The following is a 16,033-nucleotide window of genomic DNA, read 5'->3' on the forward strand; positions in this document are numbered from 1 at the left end:
GCTCGATCGGGTTCGCGGTCGCGATGACATGGAACGGCACCGGCAACGCCCTGGTGTCGCCGTCGATACTGACCTGCCGCTCCTGCATCGCCTCCAACAGCGCCGCCTGCGTCTTCGGCGGCGTCCGATTCACCTCGTCTGCCAGCAGCAGACCGGTGAACACCGGCCCTGGCCTGAACTCGAAACGAGCATGCTGCTGGTCATACACCGACGACCCGGTCAGATCCGACGGCAACAAATCCGGAGTGAACTGGGCACGACGAAACTCCAAACCCAGAGCGGTCGCCAACGCGTTGGCGGCCAGCGTCTTGCCCACGCCGGGCAGGTCCTCCAGCAGCACGTGACCGCGAGCGAGCACTCCTGCCAGCACCAGCGCCAGCTGGTCATGCTTGCCGACCACCACTCGATCCACCTGGGCCAGAACCTCAGCAACGATCGACCGAGCATCAGCGAAGGACAGTCCGTCGACAGTGTGGGATTCGGCAACTGCATTCATCCGCCCATCGTGACAGAAGCGAACTACCCTCGGGCTGCCTGGTCACTCAGATGGCCAGCCTGGGGCTTGTCCCAGCTCTTGAGGTTCGTTCCAAGAGAGCCCTGTGAGACCCCGTATGGAGATTCACGCAAGGAGGTGGAATCGACTAATTTAGATCTGTCAGTCAGCTAGCGTTTGTCGCAATTGCTTCCCATTGCTACAGATTGGGACTAGTGTCGCTGCATCTCTCTCGAAGGATTTGGAGACCATCATGAAGTTGCGCTCAGCCGTTGCCGCAGGTGGGTTGCTATTCGCTCTGGCCCCTGCCGCAACAGCTCGCGCTGACGGACCTTGGAGCGAGAACGTGTCCTGCGCCAGTCAGCATGTTGTTGCAGGAAAAGTGAGAGGCACGTTCTCGCTGTACGTCAACGCGGCCGGTGCAACGAATTCCGGATACGGCTACCCGTCGCAAATCACGATCTATGCGTACTCCACGGTTAGGTCGGGCAAAGTCACGGTGAGCTCAACCGGTTCGATCACTTTGTGGGACGGGTATTGCGTACACGCGTGAGCCGCGACTCACGATTGCGTGCTGTGGTCGGAGCGTTGATCGTTCCCCTCCTCGTTGGATGCACTCAGGCCAGCGCGCCTGTGCAGGAATCTCCGTCGGCGAGCGCTCGCCCCAATGATGGGTGGCGGCCGAAGGAGCCCGTACCACGTGAGACCGTGAGCGAGGCCGAGGCCAAAACCCTGCGCGATGGCTATTTGGCACAGTTGGCCAAGGAGTTGAGCGTCGATCCGAGTACAGCGCCAGCGTTAGTTCGATGGATTTACCCGGACCAACGCGGCGCGGTCTATTCCACATGCATGGGCGAGCGTGGATTCACAGTCACTCCCAGCGCCGGCGGCACAGGCATCAGCGGCCAAGCTCCACCGTCGCAACAGTCGGCATACAACCAAGCACTCTTCGAGTGTGAGGCGAAGTACACGGTAGATGCTCGAGCCATGCGCCCACCAAGCCCGGCACTGCTGAGTGTGGCCTACGACTACACTGTGGAGTGGCTGATTCCATGCCTTGCCAAGAACGGATATCCGAACGTGGAGCCACCATCGAGCCGCGCCACGTACGTTGCCTCCGGTGGAGACTGGCAAGGTTATCCATCCTCCGATGAGAAGATACTGGGCCTGTGCCCTCCGCAGCCGCCCAACTCTGTCGTATTCGGTGAATAGCGCGGAAGTAGCGCTGGTTCGGGCAACCCTAGGGGAGTCGGCGCCACCGTTGGCAGCCCAGACCGTACGATTCCGCCATGGCTGACAAGACACCGGCCGCGAGGTTGCGGCGCGCGCGGGTAGCTCGCTGGGTGGTTGCGGTCCTTCTGGTGGTCGGGGTTGTCACGGCTGCTTTCTGGGCGGGCAGGGTGACCATGCAGCCGGCCGCGACTGTGAGTGATGCGCCGGCGGAGTCTGTCGTCGTCGAGGTCAAGGAACAGACGGTCGGCAAAGTGTTGAACCTGAACGTGACGGTGTCGCAAGGGAAGTCTGCCCTGGCGGTGAACTCCTTGGCCGGCGTGGTGACCTCGACCGGCAAGTCGGGTTCAAAGAAGGTCGGGGATGTGCTGTACCGGGTTGCTGCAGTGCCGGTGCGGGTGGTGCAGGGTTCCCAGCCGTTCTATCGGACCTTGAGTTACGGCATGCGCGGCACCGACGTTGCCCAGCTGCGCAACGCGCTGGTCAAGATGAAGTACTTGAGCACGAAGGGGCGGTACTTCGACTCGGCGACCTACCGGGCCGTCCGTGCCTGGCAGAAGAAGCTCGGCCTCCAACAATCCGGCACTGTCGAACTCGGCGAACTGGTGGCCGTCCGCCGGTTGCCGAGCCCCGTGCTGCTGGACGCCAAAGTGCTGCGGTTGGGTGCGATCTTCTCGGGGGGCGAGAAGGTGGTGTTCACCGCAGGGAAACCGTCCTTCGCCCTCGTGGTTTCCAGCGACCAGGCCAGGCTGGTTCCACAGGACGCGACGGTGTCCATGGAGCTCCAAGGCAAGAAGTGGAAGGCGATCATCAGCAGTTCGACCACGACCGAGAACGGCGAGACTCGGTTGCTGTTGTCCAGCCCTTCCGGCGGGCCCGTGTGCGGCAACAACTGCAACCTGGAGGGCGCGGGAGAGGACATCTTTGTCATGTCGGAAGTCCAGGTCGTGCCGCCCGCGACCGGACCGGCTGTCCCGGTGGCGGCGCTGCTCACCAATCCCGACGGATCGACCCAGGTCACTGTTGTGAGTGCTGATGGCGCGGGTGCATCGCGGACGGTCACGGTGCTGGGTTCCCAGGACGGTGTCGCGGTGGTCAAGGGAGTCACGGTCGGCGAGCGTGTCCAGGTACTGGCCGGTGGCACCCAGTCGATGGCGCCGCAGGCTCAGCCGAGCCCTAGCCGCTGAGGATGCAGCGATGATGAGCATCACCGACGTGTCGTTCGCTTACCGCAAGGGGGGTGAAGAGCTGTTCGGGGGGTTGACCCACAAGTTCACGCCAGGCGCGGTGACCGCGGTCACCGGGCCGTCCGGGCGTGGAAAGTCGACGCTGTTGTATGTGCTGGGCCTGCTACTCACCCCCACCGCCGGTTCGGTTGACCTCGACGGCCGCCCTGTTTCTCACGTCAGTGATTCCGAACGCGCATTCATCCGATCCAGGCGGATCGGGTTCGTGTTCCAGGATTCCGAGCTGGACCCGACCCGCAAGGTGATCGATTCGGTGGTCGAACCGGCGTTGTATGCGGGTGGGCGACGATCGGAGCAGTTACCGCGGGCACGGGAATTGCTGAAACGATTTGGACTGGTCGAGCGCGCGGAGCACCGCCCCGGGCAGGTATCCGGTGGTCAGGCCCAGCGTCTGGCCGTCTGTCGCGCGCTGATCAACTCCCCAGACGTCATACTCGCTGACGAGCCGACCGGGAACCTTGACCGGGACAATGCGGCCCTGGTCCTCGATGCTCTGACCGGGACTGCCCGGCTCGATGCGAGCACAGTGATCATTGCCAGTCACGACCCGTTCGTCCTGGAGCAGGTCGATGAGGTGGTGCAGCTGTGAGGTGGGGAACTCAGGTTCGTGAAGCGCTCAGTATGACCTGGGCAGCGAAGCTACCTTCGCTGCTGATCGTGGTGGTGGTCGCGGCCATGTGCTTCACCTCGCTCGCCACCATCGGCCGCTCGGCCGCCGCTGCGGCCGAAGTCGCCCACAGGCTTGAGCAAGCCGGCGCCCGCAAACTCACCGTGGTCGACGCCAAGAGTCTGGGTTTCATCAACACAAGGACGCTCAGCACCATCCAAGGCATGTCGACCATCGAGCAGGCCAACGCCCTGGGTGCGCCGTTCGACGTGGTCAACGGCGCGGTCGGTCCGGGTGGGGTTCGGATACCGGTGTGGCCTGTCCTCGGCGACATTGCTGACGTGGTGGCAACCGTCCGTGGAAGGCTGCCACAGCCCGGTGAAGTGCTGATTTCCTCCGCTCTGCTCTCCACGCTCAACCTGGCGGAACCAGTCGGCTACCTGGAAACTGCCGACGGCCTCACCCAGTACCCCATCGTCGGTTCGTTCACCCCCACCGATTCCAACGCAGACCTGGCGGCGGGGGCTCTTATGGCCGCCACCCCAGACCAGCCGGGGCGTGAACTACGAGCGGTGATCAACAGCATCACCACCACCCGGCCGACGGTCTCCGCCGTGATGGCGGTGCTGGCACCGTCCGATCAGCAGGGCGTCTACGTCGAATCACCAGCCACTCTGGCCGAAACCGCCCGAGACCTGAACAATCAACTGGCCGATGCCGGCCGGACGCTGCTGCTCCTCATTCTCGCCATCGGCGGACTGTTCGTCGCCGCCGTCGTGCTTACCGACGTGCTGGTACATCGCCGCGATCTCGGGCGTCGCCGCACCCTCGGCATCACCAGACCCGACCTCATCACACTGGTCGCCGGACGTGCCACGATCACCGCCACAATCGGTGCGATCCTCGGCTGCACAGCCGGCGCCGTCTACAACCTGACCATCGGTATCGCGACACCGATCGCGTTCACCATCGCGGTCGGAACCCTCGCCGTCCTGACCGCGGCCCTCGTCGCACTCGCCCCCGCCGCATTCGCGGCCAGACTCGACCCGGTCACCGTGATGAGAACGCCCTAGCAACCCGGCACCATGCCTAAGGCGTCCTGCGAAACGCCCAAGAATGCACTGATCAAGCCTCTCCATCGCACCCGGAAACTCCACGCCACCCTGGTCGTGTTGGTGCGGCTGATGGGCCGATGAGACGAGACGCTCAACGACCTGTCCTCCTCTCTTTCTCGCCGAGAGGCAACCATTCGGACCTCCGCTGCGTAGAGAGTGGTAGTCGATGGAGGAGATCGCATGGTCGGGATGGGCGCACGGTCCCGCCGGGAGGCGGAGTTCACCGTCTTCGTGACGTCGTCGTCGGCCTATCTGGGCCGGACGGCGTACCTGCTGACCGGCAGCCAGGATCTCGCTGATGAACTCGTCCAAGAGGCGTTGACCAGGACTTATGCCGCCTGGGAGCGTGTCCGGCTGGAGGATGCGACCGGCTACGCCCGCCGGGTGCTGGTCAACCTCAGCATCGACCACCGGCGCCGGCGCCGTCCGGTCCCGGCCGAATGGGCGGATCCGCCGTCCGACGAATGGCCCCACGATCGGGTCAGCGACCGCGACGAGGTGGAGCGCATGCTCGCCACCCTCACCCCGCGGCAGCGCAGCATCGTCGTGCTGCGCTATTTCGACGACTACACCGAGGCGCAGACCGCGGAATGCCTGGGCATCAGCGTGGGTGCGGTCAAGTCCGCCTGCTCGCGGGCACTGGCCGGCATGCGCGCCCGGTACGCCCCAATGAGGGAAGGAGACCTGTCATGAGGATCGCCGAGGACAGGCTGCGCGACGGCCTGCGTGAACTCGCCGAAGAGGCCGACCCGAACGTCCGGGCGGTGGACGTGATCGCCCTGGTCGAGGGTCGTCACCGGCAGCGAAGCATCCGCCAGTTGGTGGCGGCGTGCGCGGCCGTGACCACCGCCGGTCTACTGGGCTGGTTCGCTCTCGCTCCGCGTCCGGTCACTGTGCAGCCGGCCCCACTGGCCAGCGCGATGGTGCGGCCGGGCACAGCGACCGGCGTGTTCGGCTTCACGGTGGGCGATCCGGTCGTTCGTCAGCTGGTGACGGTACGGGCGGAAAGCACCGCCGCTCAGGTGCTGATCACGGTCACGGAGGAGGTCGTCGGCAGGCCCGGCGAGATCAGCCGGAACAGCTATGTCACCCCGCCCGGCCAGTTCTTCTCCGCCCGCGTACACGACCGCCTCGAGATCGCACTGATCCCCGATGTGGTGGACGCCGTTCAGACCATCGGTCGGACCCCTGACGACCTTCGGCGCTGGGCCGACCGGCAGACCGGCGTCACCCTAACCGCGACCTGGCTTCACGGCGACGAGCAAGCAAGTCGATTGGTATGGATGGGGTCGGACGGCCTGGTTCACACCCAGAACGGCGTGCTGCCCAGCGCCGGGCTGGCCATCGACGGCACCACACTGACCCTCTATCGCGAGGCCGAGCAAGACGCCTGGGGCGTCTTCGGTCCTCCCGACAATTATTGGGTGGCCCATGTCTGGGAACGCTCCTCGGATGCCGAGGTACGGATCTTTCTGTCGAGCGTGGATCGGCGCGCCTCGGTCGGCAGGCTTCCTTCCGACGCCACGGCGGTCACCATCACGCCAGCCGAGAAGGCCCGCTGGACAGTGGGAACCATGCCGGACGGCACCCATTGGTACTTCGTGCTATCCGACCAGGAGGTGCACTCCGACTCCTCGACGCATCGCCTGGTGCGCTCCATCGCCTATACCGATCGCACCGGGAAGCGAATCACCTATACGCCGAAGCTCAGCAGCTGACCGCTGGGTGACCACCGCTGGTCGAGCTTGTCGAGACCTTTCCCTCTTGGGAAAGCGCTGATCATTCACGTCATGGAGCGGCTCTTGATCAGCGCATCCGCAGAGACCGGGCTTCGACAAGCTCAACCCTCCAGAGGAGAGGTCTACATCCGGTCGGGCGCCACAATCCCGAGCAGGTCGAGTCCCTTGGCGAGCACCGTCCGGGTGGCAGCACAGATCGCCAGTCGCGACGTCCGTACCTCACCTTCGCTCTTCAGCACCGGGCAGCGCTCGTAGAAGGTGCTCAGCGCGGTGGCGGTGTCGGACAGGTAGGTGCACAGCTTGTGCGGCTGCAGTCCGGTCGCGACCTCGGCGACCACCTCGCCGAACCGGGACAGCAGCAGGGCCAGTGCCTGCTCGGCCGGATCGTCCAGCACGGTGACACCGTCGGAGGCCCAGCCTTCCGCTTCGGCCTTGCGCAGAATGCCGCTCACCCGGGCGTGGGCGTACTGCAGGTAGGGGCCGGTGTTGCCGGTGGTGGCCGTCATCCGGTCGGCGTCGAAGACGTAGTCCTTCTGCAATCCACTGGAAAGGTCGGCGTACTTGATAGCGGCGAGCGCGATCTCCGGTGACGCATGCTCCTCTGCCATGTCGAGCAGGTCCGACAGGAGCATCGCCTTGCCCTCACGGGTCTTGTAGGGCTTGCCGTCCGGGCCGAGCACCATGCCATAGCCCACATGCTGTGCAACGACGTCATCGGGCAGCCACCCAGCGAGTCTGCACACGGCGAACACCTGTGCGAAGTGGTCGCTCTGGCGGGCATCCGTGACGTAGATGATCCGGTTGGTGTGCAGCTCTCGCACCCGATACCGCACCGCCGCGAGATCTGTGATCGAGTATCCGTAGCCACCATCGGACTTACGAACGATCATCGGGGCGTTGAAGCCGTCGACGAACACGACCAAGGCCCCCTGATCGATGACAGCCACACCGCTGGCCTCCAGTTCGGCGGCGACGGCGGCAAGATCATCGTTGTAGATCGACTCCCCGGCCAGATGTTCGTCGGTCAGCTTCACGTTCAGCCGGTCATAGGTGGCGTTGAAGCCGGTCAGGGAGATGCTGATGAGGTCGCGCCAGATCGTGCGAGTCAGCTCGTCACCAGCCTGGAGTGCGACCACCCGGCGGCGTGCACGAGCGGCAAACTCGGCGTCCTCCCGGAACCGCAGCGACCCGCGACGATACAAATCCTCCGCCTCCGGAAGAGTCAGCGCCGACGCGTCGATCCCCTCGTCCAGCACCTCCTCGACCAGCATGCCGAACTGGGTGCCCCAGTCGCCGATGTGATTCTGCGGCAACACGTCGTGCCCGACCGCGGTCAGCACACGGTTGAAGCAATCGCCGATGATCGTCGTCCGCAGGTGCCCGACGTGCATCTGCTTGGCGACGTTGGGCGCCGAGTAGTCGATCACCACCCGCTGCGGATCGGTGGTCTGCTCGATGACGCCGTCCGGGTCGCGCAGGATGCCGGTCACCACCCCGGCCAGCACATCGGAGCGCAGCCGAATGTTGATGAAGCCCGGGCCGGCCACCTCGAGCGGCTCGCACAGGTCGGCGACGTCGGCCTCGGCGACGATCCGCTGGGCGATCTCGCGCGGCGGCTTGCCCTCGGCCTTCGCCAGGCGCAGCGCCACATTCGACTGGAAGTGCCCGAACTGCGGCTTGGTCGCCGGACGGAGCTCCGGATCGACCCCGGTGACAGCCTGGAAACGTTCGGTCAGCAACACGGGCAGGGAAAGCACGTCATCCATCTTCCCGCCGCCGGGCCAGGCTTGTCGAAACGGGCCACCCGTCGGTCGATGCCCGGCTGCTCGGCACACCGTCATTTCGCGAGTGCCACGACCCATTCTGGCCGACTCTCGCGCCGGTCCTCCGGGTGTGGCAAGTCCAGAGTGTTCTGATATCGACCCCAGAGTCGGGGTCTCGACGAACTCAGCACCGCCTGAGACCTCTCGACACAGCCACCACTCTGGGGTCGATTTCAGACGAATCGCGGATAGGCCCTCGGCCGGTGGCAGAACTACCCCTGTCGCCGGTGCGGCCGCCTTGGCAGGATCGGACGGACACCGCCCCTGGAGGAGCCATGCTCACACCGCCTCAGGCCGAAGCCCTCGTTCGTCAGGACGTCTACACGCTGCAGCCCGAGGGCGCACCGACGCATCCGATCATCGCCGCCTATGCGGTGGCCGTCCGGGAGTTGAAGCGCAACAGCGGCCCGCAGCACCGTTGGTGGAGCCACCACACCCAGGTGCACGGCATGTTTCCCGACCCGAACGACGGGCTGCGCAACACCTGTCAACACTTCTGCTGGTACTTCCTACCCTGGCATCGGATGTACCTGCATGCGTTCGAAGCGATCTGCCGCTCGATCATCGCCGAATCCGACGAGGTGGACGACGAGACCAAGGCCACCTGGGCACTCCCCTACTGGGACTACGACCGTCCCGAATCCAGCTCGCTGCCGCCCGCGTTCCGCGCCCCGACTCTCGACGACGGTTCCCCGAACCCACTGTTCGACCCGGCCCGCGACCTGGGCGTGAACTCGCCCGTCCGGTTCCGCGGCGAGCCCGAACCGCGGCTGGCCCGGCTGCAGCCCGCCCAGACCACAGCAGCCGGGTGGTTTTTCGCGACTCCCTATTCGAGCCAGTTCGACCCCGCGTTCGCCGGCACCGAGACCGGCTTCAACCACGCCGGCGCCCCGAACGCCATTCCCGGACCGCTGGAGATCACCCCGCACGGCTCGGTGCACGTCTTCGTCGGCGGGCCGACCGGCAAGATGAGCGACTTCAACCAGGCCGCCGGCGACGCCATCTTCTGGCTGCATCACGCCAACCTCGACCGGCTGTGGGAGGTCTGGCGCGGCAACACCGGCATCGGTCTCGACCCGACCGGCAGCCGTTTCGTCGACCGCAGTTTCGAGTTCCTGGACGCCTCCGGCCTGCGCATCGAGCCGACCTGCGGCAGTGTGTTGAACCTGGCCAACCTTGGCTACAGCTACGCCGACACCTCGATCCCCGCCTCGGCGGGCGCAGGAGGACAGATGCCCACTCCCGACCGTGGCCCGGAACGCCCGCGCGATCGCCGTCCGCCACAACGGGTCGGGGCGGCCGAGACACCGGTCCGGCTCACCGAGGACGCCACCGAGGTCAGCTTCCCCACCGACGCGCCGACCACCCGGGCCGCCCAGCGGTTCCTGGTGTCGGTGGAACACATCCGCGCCGACCGGCTGCCCAGCGCCGAATGGGGCGTCTTCCTGCACCCCACCAGCGGCGAGCCCGTGTTGGTCGGCACGCTGCCCCTGTTCGGCCTGCTCGAATCACAACAGCCGGACGCCGAGCACGAACTCAGCTACCAGTTCGACATCACCGCGTTGGTGCAGCGGCTGGACGCCGAGGACCGTTGGGACGCCGAGCAGTTCCGCGCCACCCTCGCCCCGGTCAATCCCATCGCCGAGGACGCCCCGCCCGAACCCGAGGTGGTGATCGGCACCATCGCGCTGCTGATCCAATGACCACCCTGCCGACCAAGCTCGCAGAACCACCGTTGGTCGAGCTTGTCGAGACCCCCTCCTGGCGTCAGCAACTTGGCAACCGACTGGACCGACACCCCGAATGGCTGGCCCTGTTACTCGCCGCAGCGGCCTGGATCGGACTCGCCCTCGTCCTCGACTGGTTCGAGCCAGCGGGCGCGCTGACATCCGGCCACCACCACACCTCAGACAGCGCCGCCGTCCACTGGCACCCGATCGATACCCAGCTGCTCAGCTGGCTGCTGATGGTTATCGCGATGATGCTGCCGACCACCGTCCCGCATCTGCGCTACCTCGGCTTCAACACCCGGCGTACCCGCCGCCAGCGCACCCTCGCCCTGTTCACCCTCGGCTACCTCGCGGCCTGGCTGGCTCCCGGCATGTTCCTAGCGATGATGCCCGGGCCGGTTCCGGCGTCCGCGCTGGCGGTCCTGGTGCTGGCGGCCGGGGCGTGGGAACTGACCCCGATCAAGCGGCGTGCGCTGCGCGGCTGTTGTCGCACCCTGCCGGTCGGCTTCGCGGGGCCGTCCGCCGACGCGGCCGCGGTCGAGTACGGACTGCGGCACGGCGTCGTCTGCCTGCTGGTCAGCGGACCGGCGATGGTGGTGCTGATGCTCGCCGGACACCCGTGGTGGGCGACGGTGGCGCTGGCAGTGGTGATGGCGGCTCAGAAGCTGCTGACCCGTCCGGAGCGATGGCGAGCGATGGTCGCGCTCGGCTGGCTGGCGTCCGGACTTGCGGTCGCCGGCCTGGCGATCCTGGACGCCGCGTAGGCTCGGCCTCGACCCGCACACACCCGATCGAGGAGCAACGTGAGCGTTCCCACCATCACCCTCAACGACGGCAACCGCATTCCCCAGTTCGGCCTCGGCGTCTTCCTGATGCCGCCGGAGGAAACCAAGGAGCATGTGGCGTTCGCCCTGGCCAACGGCTATCGGCACATCGACACCGCCGCGATCTACGGCAACGAGCGCGAGGTCGGCGAGGCGATCGCCGAGTCCGGCATTCCGCGCGACGAGATCTTCGTCACCACCAAGCTGTGGAACAACCGGCAGACCGACGCCCCCGCCGCGCTGGCCGAATCGCTGGAGAAGCTGGGCCTGGACCAGGTCGACCTGTACCTGATCCACTGGCCGACGCCGCAGTTCGACACCTACGTGGAGGCCTGGCAGAGCATGGAGCAGCTGCAGGCGCAGGGGCTGACCCGCTCGATCGGTGTCTCGAACTTCCATCAGCAGCACCTGAAGCGACTGCTCGACGCCAGCAACATCGTCCCCGCGGTGAACCAGATCGAGGTGCACCCGAGCCTTGCCCAGTTCGAACTGGTCGACTTCAACACCAGCCTGGGCATCGTCACCGAGGCGTGGAGCCCGCTCGGACGCCGCGCCGACCTGGACGACTCGGTGATCGTCGGCATCGCCGAACGACTCGGCCGGACGCCCGCCCAGGTGATCCTGCGCTGGCACATTCAGCGCGGCATCATCGTCTTCCCGAAGGCCTCCAGCCCCGAACGGCTGCGGGAGAACGCGGACATCTTCGACTTCGAGCTGTCCGCCGACGACATGACCGCTATCGACGGGGTCGACTCCGGCAACCGGGTCGGCTCCAACCCGGAGACCATGAATCGGCGCTGAACTCAGCCGCTTATCGACCCCACCGCTGATCGAGCTTGTCGAAACCGAGGACGCGCCGTCAGAGAGGTCTCGACAAGCTCGACCAACGACGGCGGCGTCCGATTCAGGACTGCAGCGCGCGGTCGAGGGAATCGTCGTGGGGTCCGAGGACGGGCCGGCGTCGGCTGAGCAGGTCCCACATCATCTTGAGGTTGGCGCCGAGCTCGCGCAGGGTGCCGTAGGACCACATCTCCTGGTTGCTCCGGACTGTGTCGTCACCGACGCCCCAGGCGTCCAGGCCGATCGCCAGGCAGATCGTCAGCGCGCGGGGCAGGTGATAGCTCTGGCTGACCACGATCACCCGGGTCGCACCGAAGATCTTCCTGGCCCGCACGCACGAGTCGTAGGTGTCGAAGCCGGCGTAGTCGCCGGCGATGCGGTGCGCGGGCACCCCGTGGGCGATCAGGTAGTCGCGCATACCGCCGGTCTCGTTGTAGTGCCGGGTGCCGTCGCCGGAGACCAGGATGGCCTCGACCTTGCCGGCGTCGAACAGCTCGCGGGCGATATCCAGCCGGGCCCGCAGGTACCGCGAGGGCTGCCCGTCGGCGTACACCTCGGCGCCGAGCACCAGCGCCACCGGTTGGGCGGGCACCTCGTCGACGCTCTTCATCCGATCGTCGCTGACCTTGCGGACATACCAGGCCGGCACGACGATCAGCGCCGCGCCGAGCACCGTACCCACGGCGGCCAGCCGGCCCACGAACCGTCCGAGCGCGCTTCCGGAGCCAGCTGTCATGCCGCGATGCTACGCAGCATCGCCACTATGACCGGGCATAGAATCGCCGGGATGACCACCTCACCAGCCCGGGTGGCGGCAACCGCCGTCCGCGATCAACCGTTGGACGTCGTCGGTCTCGCCGCGCTAGTGACCGACGACCGGGCCGGCGCCACCGTCACCTTCACCGGCGTGGTCCGCGACCACGATCACGGCCGCAGCGTCACCGGCATCGAATACGTCGGCCACCCGAGTGCGGACGCCGTGCTCGCCGAGGTCGCCGCAGAGTTCACCGGACGCGACGGCGTCCACGCGATCGCCGTCGAACACCGGGTCGGCACCCTGACGATCGGCGACCTGGCGCTGGTGGCGGCGGTGTCCGCCTCCCATCGCGCCCAGGCGTTCACCACCTGCTCCGACCTGGTCGACCGGATCAAGGAACGCCTGCCGATCTGGAAGCGGCAGCTGTTCACCGACGGCACCGCCGAATGGTCGAACTGCCCGTAGCCGTCCTCCCAAACCTGGCAACTCAGCCGGGCTGGTCCAGGGCGTCGATGTAGTCGGCGAGCTTTCCCGCGGCCCGCAGCTGCGCGATACCGCGAAGCCGGAGGTCGCGCCGCCATTCCTCGACGGTCACGGCCAAAGCACCTCGGCTCCCCGCACCACGCAGCTCCGCCAGGACGACGGCGACGCCGTCCAGCGGTTGGCCGCCACGACGGAGCAGGTGCGCCAACTCGGCATCCCGCACATCGGAGGCGCTGTACCGGCGGTGCCCGGTGCGCGGATCCCGTGCGGGAGTCAGCACGCCGGCTCGCTCCCAGGCGCGCACAGTGGCCGGATTGAGCCCGAGGCGGCGAGCCAGTTCGCCGATGCTGAATGCTGCGCCGACGGCCGGTATCGCCAGGTCGTCACCGAGTCCGTCTAGGCCGGCCAGTGCCGCCTCCGCCCTGCGCAGGGTGTCGCGGTCACGGCTCAGCAACTGCTGGCCCGCCTCGACGATCTCCAGCGCGGCATCGCGCCGTCCGCCGGTCATCGCCTGCATGATCTGCCGACTCCGCGCCGAGCCGTACGCACTGACCAACGCCAAATAGGCCGCCAGGCCAGTCAGATGCACCTCGCTGTATTGCCGGTGTCCGGTACGGGTTCGTCGCGCCGCCGGAAGGATGCCTGCATCCTCGTAGTTGCGGACGGCCTGCGTCGAGAGCTGGTGCCGCCGAGCCAGATCCACCGGCCGCATCTGACCTCCTGTTGAGGTTTTCATGGATATGTCTGTGTGGTTTCGCGGACAATCCTCCACCGAATCTTCATGGATACGATTCAGGAACATGACATCGGACAGAAGCATCGTCTCCGGCGATTTCCAGTTGACCATGGACGAACTCCGAGAGGTGGCGCGCTATGTCATGGCCGACGCCACCGATGTTCTGCCGGTGTTCGAGGCAGCGGTTCCTGACGATCCACGTCCACGCGCAGCGATCGAGGCCGCCCGGCGCTTCGCAGAGGGGGCCGCCCGGACAAAGCTGCAGCGGGTGACCGCACTGGACGCACACCGGGCCGCCCGATCTGCCCCATCCGAGATCTCCCGACTTGCCGCCCGCTGCGCCGGCGACGCCGCGTCCGCCGCCTATCTGCATCCGATCGCCGACGCCGACCAGGTGGGCCACATCCTGCGCGCCTCCGCCACCACCGCGCACATCTGCGAGTTGGCGGGTGGCGGAGACCCGGCGCTGGCTGACGCTCGACTGGAACGCTCACGCCGATCGGCCACGCCGCTACTGATCGACGTGGTCAGCCGCTACCCCGTCGCCGCCGGCGGACGGAGCCGGATCGCCCAGTTGATGCGGCGTCTGGACGACTTACTGCGCGCCGATGGCCGCGCCGCCGGGGAGAGCTCGGCTGCCTACCCGGACGTGGTGGCCGGCCGATGATCCTGCCCGCGGTTCGCGATCCGCGCTTCATCACCATTCGCCGCGGCGGCACCCTGACCGACCCCGATCATCGGCTGCTGGCGTTGTGGGCGGCCGATTGCGCCGAGCATGTACTGCCGTTGTTCGAGACGGTCCAACCGGACGACCCAAGGCCACGTCAGGCGATCGAACATATCCGGGCCTGGACCCGCGGCGAAGTGCCGATGATGCAGTCGCGCGCGGCCGGCGGACACGCGATGGGTGCCGCCCGCGACCTGCGCGGTGCGCCCCGATTCGCCGCGTACGCCGCGGGCCAGGCGGGCGCCGTCGCACATGTCGCCGCGCACGAGCTGGGGGCGGCCGCCTACGCGATCAAGGCCGTCCGGGCGGCCGCGCCGGCGGGCCGCGCCGACGAGTTGGGACGGGCGGAGTGCCGCTGGCAGCGTGAGCAACTCCCGGACGCCATCCGCGACCTGGTGCTCGACGACCAGCGGCTGCGCAATGACATCTGCTGGTCGGTCTTCGACTGCTGACGCGGTCAGGCGCGGCTGGCTAGCGTGCCCGACGGAGATCCCGGGGCAAGCCCGGGATGACGCTCCCCCAGCGACTCGCCTCGCAACTGGGCCAGCCCCGCGCCACGAAGCGGTCGTCATCCCGGCGAACGCCGGGATCTCATCACCCGGTGCTTCCACGCAAAGCAGCCCCACCCCGGCCGTTGGTTGAGCTTGTCGAAACCCCTGTGCCCGCCCACATCGGAAGGTCTCGACAAGCGCGACCCGCGGTGGTCGGGATTGCGGCCGTACCCGCCCGTTGGTTGAGCTTGTCGAAACCCCTGTGCCCGCCCACATCAGAAGGTCTCGACAAGCTCGACCAGCGGTGGGCGGGACTGCGCCCGGATAGGGATCCCTATTCACTGCCCGCCATCGTCGACCGTCTACGCTGACCCGATGCAGCGCCGATTCGCGATCATCCTGGGTGGAGGACGCTCGGCCCGGATGGGCCGGGACAAGCGGTCGCTGCAACTCGACGGCCGGTCCCTGTTGGCGCGTGCGGTGGACGCCTGCGCGGCGCGCGAGCTGATCATCGCGGTCACTCCGGATCTGCCGGACGACGTCGGCGCCGATCGCGTGACATGCACTTTGGAGGACCCGCCCTTCGGTGGTCCGGTGGCCGGCATCGCCGCCGGAATGGCAGCGCTGCCGCCGGCGCAGCCCGGCGACGAGGTGCTGCTGTTGGCCTGCGACCTGCCGCATGTGGCCGAGATTGTGGCGGTGCTGGACGCGGCGCCGCTGGTCGAGTGGGTCGAAACCGAAGCAGCAACCGAGGTCTCGACAAGCTCGACCAGCGAGGAGTCAAAGGCGGCCGACGAGGGTCTCGACAAGCTCGACCAGCGGATCGCCGACCCGGAGGAGGGTCTCGACAAGCTCGACCAGCGGACGGCAGACCCGCAGAGAGCGCTCGACCAGCGGGACGCCCTCGACTGTGTTTGCCTGGTGGACGCGGAGGGCTACCCGCAGTATCTGGCTGCCCGCTACCACCGGGCGGCACTCGACGCTCAGTTGGCCGCGGCGGGCGTCACCCGGTCGCTGTCGGTGCGTCGGCTGATGGCCGGGCTGAACGTCCGGCAGATCCCCGCGCCGGGCATCGCCGCCGACGTCGACACCCCGGACGAGGCAAGGGCGGCCGGCATCTCCTGACGCCTCCCGGAGTGGCTGAACGAGCCTCGCGATACTACGCAATTTTTCCCGTGGTGACCGGCCGGA

Annotated in this window: 17 protein-coding genes; 13 read left to right on the top strand and 4 right to left on the bottom strand. The window is 67.1% G+C overall.

What is annotated here, in order from left to right:
- The coding region (locus QM624_RS14630; RefSeq protein WP_415089254.1) for an AAA family ATPase at positions 1 to 496 on the bottom strand (496 nt) is incomplete at its 3' end.
- A gap of 705 nt (positions 497 to 1,201) precedes the next feature.
- Here QM624_RS14630 and QM624_RS14635 point away from each other — a divergent pair.
- The 6 genes from QM624_RS14635 (at position 1,202) to QM624_RS14660 (ending at position 6,410) form a co-directional block, all read left to right on the top strand.
- Entirely contained in the window at positions 1,202 to 1,705 is a 504-nt protein-coding gene (locus tag QM624_RS14635; protein WP_415093066.1) for a hypothetical protein, read from the top strand.
- A 77-nt stretch (positions 1,706 to 1,782) separates the two neighbouring features.
- Positions 1,783 to 2,910, top strand: coding sequence for a peptidoglycan-binding protein (locus QM624_RS14640; RefSeq protein ID WP_415093068.1), 1,128 nt, complete (start codon positions 1,783 to 1,785; stop codon positions 2,908 to 2,910).
- Positions 2,911 to 2,920: 10 nt separating this feature from the next.
- Positions 2,921 to 3,559 carry an ABC transporter ATP-binding protein gene (locus QM624_RS14645; RefSeq protein ID WP_415093070.1) on the top strand — a complete coding sequence of 213 codons (639 nt, stop codon included), beginning with the start codon at positions 2,921 to 2,923 and terminating at the stop codon, positions 3,557 to 3,559.
- A 32-nt stretch (positions 3,560 to 3,591) separates the two neighbouring features.
- Complete coding sequence (locus QM624_RS14650; protein WP_415093072.1) at positions 3,592 to 4,650, top strand: FtsX-like permease family protein; 1,059 nt, start codon at positions 3,592 to 3,594, stop codon at positions 4,648 to 4,650.
- 222 nt (positions 4,651 to 4,872) lie between these two features.
- On the top strand, positions 4,873 to 5,385 hold the full coding sequence (locus QM624_RS14655) for a SigE family RNA polymerase sigma factor (RefSeq protein WP_415093074.1): 513 nt from the start codon (positions 4,873 to 4,875) through the stop codon (positions 5,383 to 5,385).
- Positions 5,382 to 6,410: a hypothetical protein gene (locus tag QM624_RS14660; protein ID WP_415093076.1), complete on the top strand. Its 1,029-nt coding sequence runs from the start codon at positions 5,382 to 5,384 to the stop codon at positions 6,408 to 6,410. Before QM624_RS14655 ends, QM624_RS14660 begins: the two co-directional genes overlap by 4 nt.
- 143 nt (positions 6,411 to 6,553) lie before the next feature.
- On the opposite strand, the gene argS is transcribed toward QM624_RS14660, so the two are convergent.
- Positions 6,554 to 8,197, bottom strand: coding sequence for an arginine--tRNA ligase (gene argS, locus QM624_RS14665; protein ID WP_415093078.1), 1,644 nt, complete (start codon positions 8,195 to 8,197; stop codon positions 6,554 to 6,556).
- Positions 8,198 to 8,529: 332 nt separating this feature from the next.
- Here argS and QM624_RS14670 point away from each other — a divergent pair, with 332 nt between their 5' ends.
- The 3 genes from QM624_RS14670 to QM624_RS14680 are packed head-to-tail and all read left to right on the top strand — an operon-like array spanning position 8,530 to position 11,609.
- On the top strand, positions 8,530 to 9,957 hold the full coding sequence (locus QM624_RS14670) for a tyrosinase family protein (RefSeq protein WP_415093080.1): 1,428 nt from the start codon (positions 8,530 to 8,532) through the stop codon (positions 9,955 to 9,957).
- Positions 9,954 to 10,748, top strand: a complete 795-nt coding sequence (locus QM624_RS14675) for a DUF2182 domain-containing protein (RefSeq protein ID WP_415093082.1) — start codon at positions 9,954 to 9,956, stop codon at positions 10,746 to 10,748. The genes QM624_RS14670 and QM624_RS14675 overlap by 4 nt, the downstream gene beginning before the upstream one ends.
- A 39-nt stretch (positions 10,749 to 10,787) precedes the next feature.
- On the top strand, positions 10,788 to 11,609 hold the full coding sequence (locus QM624_RS14680; protein WP_415093084.1) for an aldo/keto reductase: 822 nt from the start codon (positions 10,788 to 10,790) through the stop codon (positions 11,607 to 11,609).
- Positions 11,610 to 11,712: 103 nt separating this feature from the next.
- Here QM624_RS14680 and QM624_RS14685 read toward each other — a convergent pair whose 3' ends face one another.
- Complete coding sequence (locus tag QM624_RS14685; protein ID WP_415093086.1) at positions 11,713 to 12,384, bottom strand: SanA/YdcF family protein; 672 nt, start codon at positions 12,382 to 12,384, stop codon at positions 11,713 to 11,715.
- A gap of 51 nt (positions 12,385 to 12,435) precedes the next feature.
- On the opposite strand from QM624_RS14685, the gene QM624_RS14690 reads away from it, so the two are divergent.
- Positions 12,436 to 12,870 carry a molybdenum cofactor biosynthesis protein MoaE gene (locus tag QM624_RS14690; RefSeq protein ID WP_415093088.1) on the top strand — a complete coding sequence of 145 codons (435 nt, stop codon included), beginning with the start codon at positions 12,436 to 12,438 and terminating at the stop codon, positions 12,868 to 12,870.
- A gap of 22 nt (positions 12,871 to 12,892) precedes the next feature.
- On the opposite strand, the gene QM624_RS14695 is transcribed toward QM624_RS14690, so the two are convergent.
- Complete coding sequence (locus tag QM624_RS14695; protein ID WP_415093090.1) at positions 12,893 to 13,600, bottom strand: MerR family transcriptional regulator; 708 nt, start codon at positions 13,598 to 13,600, stop codon at positions 12,893 to 12,895.
- A gap of 88 nt (positions 13,601 to 13,688) precedes the next feature.
- On the opposite strand from QM624_RS14695, the gene QM624_RS14700 reads away from it, so the two are divergent.
- The 3 genes from QM624_RS14700 (at position 13,689) to QM624_RS14710 (ending at position 15,967) form a co-directional block, all read left to right on the top strand.
- Positions 13,689 to 14,291, top strand: a complete 603-nt coding sequence (locus QM624_RS14700; RefSeq protein ID WP_415093092.1) for a putative immunity protein — start codon at positions 13,689 to 13,691, stop codon at positions 14,289 to 14,291.
- Complete coding sequence (locus QM624_RS14705) at positions 14,288 to 14,803, top strand: putative immunity protein (protein WP_415093094.1); 516 nt, start codon at positions 14,288 to 14,290, stop codon at positions 14,801 to 14,803. Before QM624_RS14700 ends, QM624_RS14705 begins: the two co-directional genes overlap by 4 nt.
- A 414-nt stretch (positions 14,804 to 15,217) precedes the next feature.
- Positions 15,218 to 15,967, top strand: coding sequence for a molybdenum cofactor guanylyltransferase (locus QM624_RS14710; RefSeq protein ID WP_415093096.1), 750 nt, complete (start codon positions 15,218 to 15,220; stop codon positions 15,965 to 15,967).
- Positions 15,968 to 16,033 lie beyond the last annotated feature (66 nt).

Source organism: Micropruina sp., assembly GCF_047606365.1.
GTDB lineage: Bacteria > Actinomycetota > Actinomycetes > Propionibacteriales > Propionibacteriaceae > Micropruina.

Bases quoted from the DNA above. Each gene is read 5' to 3' on its own strand.
- QM624_RS14705 (WP_415093094.1), top strand. From the start codon at position 14,288: ATGATCCTGCCCGCGGTTCGCGATCCGCGCTTCATCACCATTCGCCGC.
- QM624_RS14670 (WP_415093080.1), top strand. From the start codon at position 8,530: ATGCTCACACCGCCTCAGGCCGAAGCCCTCGTTCGTCAGGACGTCTAC.
- QM624_RS14645 (WP_415093070.1), top strand. From the start codon at position 2,921: ATGATGAGCATCACCGACGTGTCGTTCGCTTACCGCAAGGGGGGTGAA.
- QM624_RS14710 (WP_415093096.1), top strand. From the start codon at position 15,218: ATGCAGCGCCGATTCGCGATCATCCTGGGTGGAGGACGCTCGGCCCGG.
- QM624_RS14685 (WP_415093086.1), bottom strand. From the start codon at position 12,384: ATGACAGCTGGCTCCGGAAGCGCGCTCGGACGGTTCGTGGGCCGGCTG.
- QM624_RS14655 (WP_415093074.1), top strand. From the start codon at position 4,873: ATGGTCGGGATGGGCGCACGGTCCCGCCGGGAGGCGGAGTTCACCGTC.
- QM624_RS14650 (WP_415093072.1), top strand. From the start codon at position 3,592: ATGACCTGGGCAGCGAAGCTACCTTCGCTGCTGATCGTGGTGGTGGTC.
- QM624_RS14700 (WP_415093092.1), top strand. From the start codon at position 13,689: ATGACATCGGACAGAAGCATCGTCTCCGGCGATTTCCAGTTGACCATG.
- argS (WP_415093078.1), bottom strand. From the start codon at position 8,197: ATGGATGACGTGCTTTCCCTGCCCGTGTTGCTGACCGAACGTTTCCAG.
- QM624_RS14640 (WP_415093068.1), top strand. From the start codon at position 1,783: ATGGCTGACAAGACACCGGCCGCGAGGTTGCGGCGCGCGCGGGTAGCT.
- QM624_RS14660 (WP_415093076.1), top strand. From the start codon at position 5,382: ATGAGGATCGCCGAGGACAGGCTGCGCGACGGCCTGCGTGAACTCGCC.
- QM624_RS14675 (WP_415093082.1), top strand. From the start codon at position 9,954: ATGACCACCCTGCCGACCAAGCTCGCAGAACCACCGTTGGTCGAGCTT.
- QM624_RS14695 (WP_415093090.1), bottom strand. From the start codon at position 13,600: ATGCGGCCGGTGGATCTGGCTCGGCGGCACCAGCTCTCGACGCAGGCC.
- QM624_RS14690 (WP_415093088.1), top strand. From the start codon at position 12,436: ATGACCACCTCACCAGCCCGGGTGGCGGCAACCGCCGTCCGCGATCAA.